We start from the raw sequence: 7,950 nt of genomic DNA on the forward strand, positions 1-7,950 counted from the left end.
AATACATCCAATACTATTAAAAAAGCACCCTAATGGGTGCTTTTTTTGTATTTACTCTTGTCGGTTTAGTAACTAATAAATTTCACTAAATGTAATAACTACTTTGTATCTTCAGTTTTAGGATAATAATGTTTTAAAATAAACTGATACTGATTAACAATTCTATCAGCTAACCATTGGGGTTCGATTACTTTTACCCATAAATTAAACTTGAACAACTCGATAAGAAACTCATAATTGGGCTTTAGCGTAACCGAAATATCTCCAAAAATAGCTTCATCAGTATAATCTAAAACATCAGTATTCATTTTTAAAGGCCGACTTAGTATCTTTTGAGAATGATGAAGTGGTTTAGATTCTAAATACTTAAAATGATGATTTGCTACTTTTAAACGAATGGTCTCTGTAGGCATATCATCGTTAAGAATACCAAAAGCATCCTGAAAATATATAGATGCATCAAAATGATAGGGGTCTTTCACTTCCTCTGAAGTTATCAAAACCTTAGATACACGTTTGTCTAAACACAGCACTTTAACACCAATCTCATCATTATACACTAATAAATACCACGCTTTATTCGCTTCCTTAATATGTAAGGCTTGCACCTTAGCTTCTTTAATCTCGTTAAAGTGGTCGTCGTCATACCAGCCTTCATAACTTATTTTAATATAAACTTTACGCTCTATAGCCTTTACTAAGCCTAGAATATTAATATCAGTATTTAATGAGGATTCTTCGGTAGAAATATAAGGCGACCATTGCCGTTCTTTATGACTCGCTAAAAACAATTCCATTTTATCAAAGACAGTACGATGCGTCTTACTAAGAGCTGTATTGTCCACCATATAATGCCCTTTATGCCTAATATGGTCTATTTCAACTCCGAAAAAAGACTCGATATCTTTAACATCGCGCTTAATTGTTTTTTCGTTGCTTACCAACAGACCTTGATAAAGCTTATCACCCAAATGATAATCTAAATAGGTTTGCTCTAAAATATCTATTATCTCTTGCCTAGATTTACAGTTATTAATGGATGTTTTTGATAAAATTTCGTATACATGGAATTTTCTTATAAAGTCAGGGGTCATCAGTCAGTTTTATTGGCCCTAAAGTAATAAAAATTGTTGGAAATTTCCTCTAAAGTTTTACTTTAGCCCAAAAGAAAACAGTGCCCCTATTTAGCAAAAAAGATTTCGCGAATACCAAATGGTATATTTTAGAAAAAATATGTCAACTCATCGTAGGTATCTACATCACTCCTAAAATATTTAATAGTTTGGGGGCTTTTAACTCTGGTGAGTTAGAAATTTCAAAAGCTATTGTCGGCGTTTTAACTCCCTTTTTCTTTTTAGGCTTATCGGCCATCTGTATTCGAGAATTGGTTTTCAAACCCAAACTAAAGCATAGCATAATAGGAACGACTTTAATACTTCGGTTCTTTAGTTTTTTAGTTGTTTCTCTCTGTTTATTAACCTACACCTATTTTACAAATACAAGCGAAATAACACTCATTGTATTAATCCTAGCTTTTAGCTATTTATTTAAAATTAGCGATGTTATAGAATACTTTTTTGTAGCTACTAAAAAATACAAAATTGTATTTTACTGTAAAATCACTACCCTCGCATTAGTTCTTGCCGCACAATACTATGGGGTTCAAAATAACTTCGGTGCCTTTTATTTTGCTGCTCTACTGTGTTTCGAATTCGCCGTGCAAACGCTAATATATTTAGGGGTTATCACTCTTTCAAAACAGCTTTATTTTAAACAATTAAAATGGTCAAGTAAACTAGCTAAAGACTTGATAAAATCGGCCTTTCCCCTGTTAGTCTCAAATTTTATTATTGTCTTTTACTTAGCAATAGACGATTTTTTTATTAATCATTACCTAGGTAATTCCGCAAATGGAGTATTTTCAGTTGTCGACTTTCTAGTCATTTTTATAACTTGGAATATCGGAGCTGCTTTTATTTACGGGTTATATCCCGCTCTTGCCGAATGCTATTTAGATAATAAAGAGCTTTACTTAAAACGTTTAAAATTTATGAGTAAGATTCTACTTGTTTACGGACTCTGTATTGGCTTATTCTATACGTTTTTTGCCGATTTTATTGTTACAACCTATTACGACGACAGTTTTAAAAGTGCTACCCGTCCACTAAAAATATTTGCGTGGTCTCCCCTTTTTATTTTTATTGGTATGCTATTCGAAAAGCATTTAGTAAATCAGAATAAACTACATCGCAACGTATATCGTTTTGTTTTGGGATGTGTGGTAAATAGCATTCTATGCTTTTTATTAATCCCTAAATATGAATTAATAGGTGCCGCTTTTGCCGTATTAATTAGTCATTTTGTAACCAATATCGTGTTTATTCTACTATATAAATCGTACCGAACACATATAAAGACTTTTTTGCTAGCTAATCACTAATATTATATAAAAACAAGAAGTAATTAGAGGCTTTTTCATTATTTTTAATGTGAATTAAAGCCCACCTCATTCGTGACTAAACACTATCTTATTTTTTGTTTTACATTCTTAATTTTTCAACTTTATGGCCAAGAACGCTATACGTTTAGCGGTTCTGTTTTAGAAGAAAAAAGTAACGAAACCCTTATTGGCGTTAATGTTATATTTCCCGATCAAAAAGCAGGTACCATAACTAACGAATATGGTTTCTTCTCTATTACAATGCCAAAAGGAGACTATACCATTGTTATAAGTTATTTGGGATATCAAGATCATATAGAAACAATAACTCTAGATCAGCATCTATCTAAAACGTTCACTTTACAAGAATCCTCAGAGCAGTTAGAAGAGGTTGTAATCACCAATAACATCGAAAAATTAAATCTTAAAAATCCGCAAATGAGTGTCAACGCACTCAACGCTTCAACAATAAAACAAATTCCAGTAGTACTTGGGGAACCAGATGTTATCAAGTCTATTACCCTACTCCCTGGTGTAACTAGCGCCGGAGAAGGCGCTTCTGGATTTAATGTCCGTGGTGGTGCTGCCGATCAAAACTTAATACTTCTAGATGAAGCCACCCTTTTTAACTCCTCGCATTTATTTGGCTTTTTCTCCGTCTTTAATCCTGATGCGATTAAAGATTTAAAATTATACAAAGGAGGAATCCCCGCGCGCTACGGCGGCCGTGTGTCTTCGGTATTAGATATCTATCAAAAAGAAGGTAATAATAAATCCTTTCAGGCAAATGGTGGTATAGGCCTTGTATCTAGTAGGCTGTTAGTTGAAGGCCCATTAAAAAAGGAACAAGGCTCCTTTTTATTAGGTGGTAGAAGTTCTTATGCTCATTTATTTCTTCCGCTTTTTAATGTCGATAATAGCGCTTATTTTTATGACCTTAATACCAAGTTAAGCTATAAACTAAATAGTAATAATAGTATTTACTTATCAGGATATTTTGGTCGTGATGTCTTTAATATTTCAGATAGTTTTGAGAATACCTATGGCAATTCATTGGTTAATTTACGATGGAATCATCTGTTTTCCGATAAGCTCTTTAGTAATATGTCGTTAATCTATTCCGATTATTATTACGGACTAAATTTAAATTTTGTGGGTTTCGAATGGAATTCCGGTATCTCTAATATCAATTTCAAATACGATTTTAAACACTATATCAGTAATAGTATAAAATTACAGTACGGTCTTAATAGTATGTACTATACTTTTAATCCAGGTGAAATAAAACCATCGTCTGCGACCTCTGGAATTAATGAGAAAAATTTAATAAAAAAATATGCCTTCGAAAATGCGGTCTATATCGATGCAGAACATAAAATTTCAGAACACCTAACAGCGACTTATGGTGTTCGTCTTAGCTCCTTTTTAAGATTAGGACAAAACCAACTTAATGTCTATACCAATAATAATCCAGTCATTTTTAACCCTGACTTCCAAATTTACCAAGGAGCAAAAGCAATTGGCACAGCATCCTATAATCGTAAAAATACTATTAAATCGTTTGCCAACATAGAACCTCGTGCAGCTCTGGCTTATCAACTTAATGCGACATCATCTCTTAAAGCAAGCTACAATAAGATGAGTCAATATCTTCACCTATTGTCTAACACATCTTCGCCAACACCTTTAGATGTTTGGGCTCCAAGTGGAAAATATATAAAACCGCAACTACTCGATCAATATGCCATAGGCTATTTTAAAAATTTTAGTAATGCAACCTATTCTTTGGAGGTGGAAACGTATTATAAGACTATAAAAAATAGAATAGATTATATAGATGGCACTAATCTTATTGCAAACGACGCGATAGAACGGGTTATCTTAAACGGAAAATCTCGTGCATACGGCCTAGAAGTATTATTCAAAAAAAATCAAGGGCGCTTTAAAGGTTGGTTTGCATACACCCTCTCTAAATCCGAACAAAAAACAGCAGGACGAACTGCCATTGAAAGCGGGATAAATAATGGAAACTGGTATAATACCGCTTACGATAAAACGCACGATATATCTGTAACCACGAGCTACGATTTAAGTAAAAAATGGTTATTAAACGCTAATTTCTTATTTCAATCAGGGCAACCAACAACCTACCCTAACGGCCAATATGTTTATAACGGTATACGAATTCCTAATTATAGTGACCGAAACTCAACACGACTGCCCAATTATCACCGCTTAGATATATCGGCTACCTATACCCCAAAACCGGATACCACAACCGGGTCGACAAGCCATTGGGTTTTTGGTATTTACAACCTTTATAATCGCCGTAATGCGGCATCTATAGCCTTTGGCCAGAACCGAATAACAGGAACAAACGAAGCAACACGTTTGGCAATTTTTGGGATAATCCCTTCGGTGTCTTACAATTTTAAGTTTTAAATTATGAATAAATTAAGTCTGCTTTTTATCGTGCTATTAACCTTTTATTCTTGCGAAGATGTTATCGATATACAAGTCCCTAAAGCCGCACCAAAATTGGTGATCGAAGCCTCCATAAATTGGTTTAGTGAAACTCTAGGCAACGAGCAGGTTATAAAGTTAACACAATCTGCACCTTACTTTAACGACAGTATTCCTCCAGCAAATAATGCTATTGTTACTATTAGCGACTCCGCTAATAACCAGTTTATCTTTACTGAAGATAATACTAGTGGGCTTTACAAAAACAACAGCTTTATTCCGGTTCTAAACGAAGAGTATACACTAAATATCACTTATAATAATGAGGAGTATACCGCCACTGAAACGTTAACCTCAATCACCCCCATAGATTATATCGAACAAAAAAATGATGGTGGATTTTCGGGAGACGATATAGAAATAAAAGCCTATTACACCGATCCTGAAAATATAGAAAATTTCTATTTCTATGAATTTATAACCGATATATCCGTGTTACCAACCTTAGAAGTATATGAAGATGAGTTTTTCGATGGGAATCAAATATTTGCTTTTTTCACAGAAGAGGATCTTGAAGCAGGAGACACACTAACTATACGAAACTATGGAATTTCAGAACAGTTTTTCGATTATATGTCTATACTTTTACAGCAAAGTGATCAAGCCGGTGGTGGCCCCTTTCAAGTTCAACCCGCAACCGTACGCGGTAACTGTATAAATGTAACCAACCCAGATAATTTTCCCTTAGGGTATTTTAGACTGTCTCAAGCACATGAAGTAAGCTATATTGTAGAATAGAACCCCTTTAATATAAAAAAAGCTTCATATAATATGAAGCTTTTTTTACTCGATGGATCGTATATCTTAATAGCGCTAAACATACAATCCATATAAACTGACTTTTCCCAAGTCTCTCCTAACAAAAATTGTATTTCTTAATCTGTAATCTAATACGTTGCAAAAATAGGCGGCAAGTGGACAAATCGTGTCCCTTTAAATAGTAATTATTATATTTTTTTGGGCGTTACCTTACAGGTCGTGTCTTCGCAAGTCGCTTCCCAGAAAATGGGAGAGCTCCAACAAGTGCTCAACCACTAACGCAAAATAGCAAAAAATTAAGCTAAAAAGTGTATTTTTGAAATATGGATTTTATTAAAACAACCGAACAAGAATCACTGTACAATCACCTCGAGGAGATGAGTGTGCAACAACTTCTAACAAACATAAATAAGGAAGACAAAACCGTACCAAATGCCGTAGAGCAAGCATTACCACAAATCGAAGCATTGGTTAATCAAACCGTTTTGAAACTTCAAGATGGCGGTCGCATTTTCTACTTAGGTGCTGGTACCAGTGGTCGACTAGGAATTGTAGATGCGTCCGAATGTCCACCAACTTTTGGGGTGCCTCACGATTTGGTTATAGGCCTAATCGCTGGAGGAGATATAGCAATTCGAGAAGCTGTGGAGTTTGCCGAAGATTCAAAAACTCAAGGTTGGAAAGATTTACAAGACTATAACGTAAGCGCTAATGATGTTGTTATTGGTATTGCAGCGTCAGGAACCACACCTTATGTTATTCACGCATTAAATGCATGTAATGAAAATAATATCTTAACCGGATGTATTACCTGCAATAAAAACAGTCCATTATCTCAAGCCGCTAAGTTTCCTATAGAAGTTATCGTAGGTCCAGAATTTGTAACCGGAAGTTCTAGAATGAAAGCCGGTACAGCTCAAAAACTGGTTCTAAATATGATTACAACCACCGTCATGATACAGTTAGGTAAAGTAAAAGGAAATAAAATGGTCGATATGCAACTTAGCAATAATAAGTTAGTAGATCGCGGGGTAAAAATGATCATGTCTGAATTAAAAATTCAACGCTCACACGCCGAAAAGCTATTAAAAGAACATAAAAACGTAAGATCAGCAATAGAAGCCTATACCTATGGAAACTAAAAGAACAGATAAAGACCTTTTGGTTAAAGGTGTAAAAAAAATAGCTATAGCCGTGGCTTGTATGTTTGTTGGACCAACACTTTTTTATGTGGCGTTTAGCAATCAGGAAAAGCCCTTATATATTCCTCTCCTTATCCTTGCTGGTGCATTATGTATCACTGCTATAGTTTTAGCTTTTAAAGGCTTAAATACTATTATGGACAGTATGTTTAATAAGAAATAAAGTTTGTATTTAACATTAATTATAGCAACCACTCTAAATTAATGGCTTCATCTATTCTTTAGTAATCGTAATCAAACTAAGGGTTATAACCAGGGCAAGTAGTGGTTAACTCTTTTACAATAACAGAGTACCCCAAGGAAGCCTAGCTGTACATAATCCTATACTTTAAGGAGCACTACAATCTATTCCAAAAACTCAATAGGCAATATTTTAAATCCCCTCATTTGTAAGCCTAAATAATGAAGATTAAAACATGTTAAAGTTTGCCATTTCAACATTTAATTAAGTACAAATTGTCGCTTTACACAGCACAAGTTTAATAAAAATAAATACACACTACTGGTAGAATTATTTAAAAACCTTGGACTTATAGCAGTAAACAACGCGGCTCAATTTCAGGTATAACTTGATAGTGATTAAAGGCAGAACTGGTTTGTGGGCATCTGTAAAGCTGTAAGAAAAGGTATAAGCTGAGTTCCTGTTGTATTTATCTGGTTTTACTGCATAAAAAAACCCTTCATATTTCTATAAAGGGTTTCTAAAAAAGGCGACGACCTACTCTCCCACGAATGTAGTACCATCGGCGCAATTGGGCTTAACTTCTCTGTTCGGAATGGTAAGAGGTGAGCCCCAACGCTATAATCACCTTAAATCTTTCGGTGTGTGTAGATAAACTACTTAACCGTATAAAATAACATATTGAAAAAAGCACGCTAAGCGTGAGTATACTGAAAAAAATATAATAGAATGTGTACTTAGTAAAAAAACAGGCGTACAATAAGCCTATGGGTTATTAGTATCACTCGGCTATGACATTACTGCCTTTACACCTATGACCTATCAACGTGGTAATCTCCCACGAC

The 7,950-nt window shown here is 34.4% G+C and carries 6 protein-coding genes and 2 rRNA genes; 5 read left to right on the forward strand and 3 right to left on the reverse strand.

Annotated elements, in window-relative coordinates:
- Positions 1-98: 98 nt before the first annotated feature.
- Positions 99-1,094: a helix-turn-helix transcriptional regulator gene (locus BLV64_RS12165; protein WP_092135913.1), complete on the reverse strand. Its 996-nt coding sequence runs from the start codon at positions 1,092-1,094 to the stop codon at positions 99-101.
- 80 nt (positions 1,095-1,174) lie between these two features.
- Here BLV64_RS12165 and BLV64_RS12170 point away from each other — a divergent pair, with 80 nt between their 5' ends.
- The 5 genes from BLV64_RS12170 (at position 1,175) to BLV64_RS12190 (ending at position 7,087) form a co-directional block, all read left to right on the forward strand.
- Positions 1,175-2,440: a flippase gene (locus BLV64_RS12170; protein ID WP_092135916.1), complete on the forward strand. Its 1,266-nt coding sequence runs from the start codon at positions 1,175-1,177 to the stop codon at positions 2,438-2,440.
- 72 nt (positions 2,441-2,512) lie between these two features.
- Positions 2,513-4,882, forward strand: coding sequence for a TonB-dependent receptor (locus BLV64_RS12175; RefSeq protein ID WP_092135918.1), 2,370 nt, complete (start codon positions 2,513-2,515; stop codon positions 4,880-4,882).
- A 3-nt stretch (positions 4,883-4,885) separates the two neighbouring features.
- Positions 4,886-5,701 carry a DUF4249 domain-containing protein gene (locus BLV64_RS12180; protein ID WP_092135921.1) on the forward strand — a complete coding sequence of 272 codons (816 nt, stop codon included), beginning with the start codon at positions 4,886-4,888 and terminating at the stop codon, positions 5,699-5,701.
- Positions 5,702-6,045: 344 nt separating this feature from the next.
- Complete coding sequence (gene murQ / locus BLV64_RS12185) at positions 6,046-6,864, forward strand: N-acetylmuramic acid 6-phosphate etherase (protein WP_092135924.1); 819 nt, start codon at positions 6,046-6,048, stop codon at positions 6,862-6,864.
- Positions 6,854-7,087: a DUF6095 family protein gene (locus tag BLV64_RS12190; protein ID WP_092135927.1), complete on the forward strand. Its 234-nt coding sequence runs from the start codon at positions 6,854-6,856 to the stop codon at positions 7,085-7,087. The genes murQ and BLV64_RS12190 overlap by 11 nt, the downstream gene beginning before the upstream one ends.
- A gap of 542 nt (positions 7,088-7,629) precedes the next feature.
- On the opposite strand, the gene rrf is transcribed toward BLV64_RS12190, so the two are convergent.
- Positions 7,630-7,737 (reverse strand): 5S ribosomal RNA (rrf, locus tag BLV64_RS12195).
- A gap of 123 nt (positions 7,738-7,860) precedes the next feature.
- A 23S ribosomal RNA gene (locus BLV64_RS12200) occupies positions 7,861-7,950 on the reverse strand; the annotation flags it as partial.

Source organism: Bizionia paragorgiae (genome assembly GCF_900107625.1).
In the GTDB taxonomy this organism is placed as follows: domain Bacteria; phylum Bacteroidota; class Bacteroidia; order Flavobacteriales; family Flavobacteriaceae; genus Bizionia; species Bizionia paragorgiae.

What these genes read in the sequence shown, in the direction of transcription:
- BLV64_RS12165 (WP_092135913.1), bottom strand. Translation starts at nt 1,094, where the DNA reads ATGACCCCTGACTTTATAAGAAAATTCCATGTATACGAAATTTTATCA.
- BLV64_RS12180 (WP_092135921.1), top strand. Translation starts at nt 4,886, where the DNA reads ATGAATAAATTAAGTCTGCTTTTTATCGTGCTATTAACCTTTTATTCT.
- murQ (WP_092135924.1), top strand. Translation starts at nt 6,046, where the DNA reads ATGGATTTTATTAAAACAACCGAACAAGAATCACTGTACAATCACCTC.
- BLV64_RS12190 (WP_092135927.1), top strand. Translation starts at nt 6,854, where the DNA reads ATGGAAACTAAAAGAACAGATAAAGACCTTTTGGTTAAAGGTGTAAAA.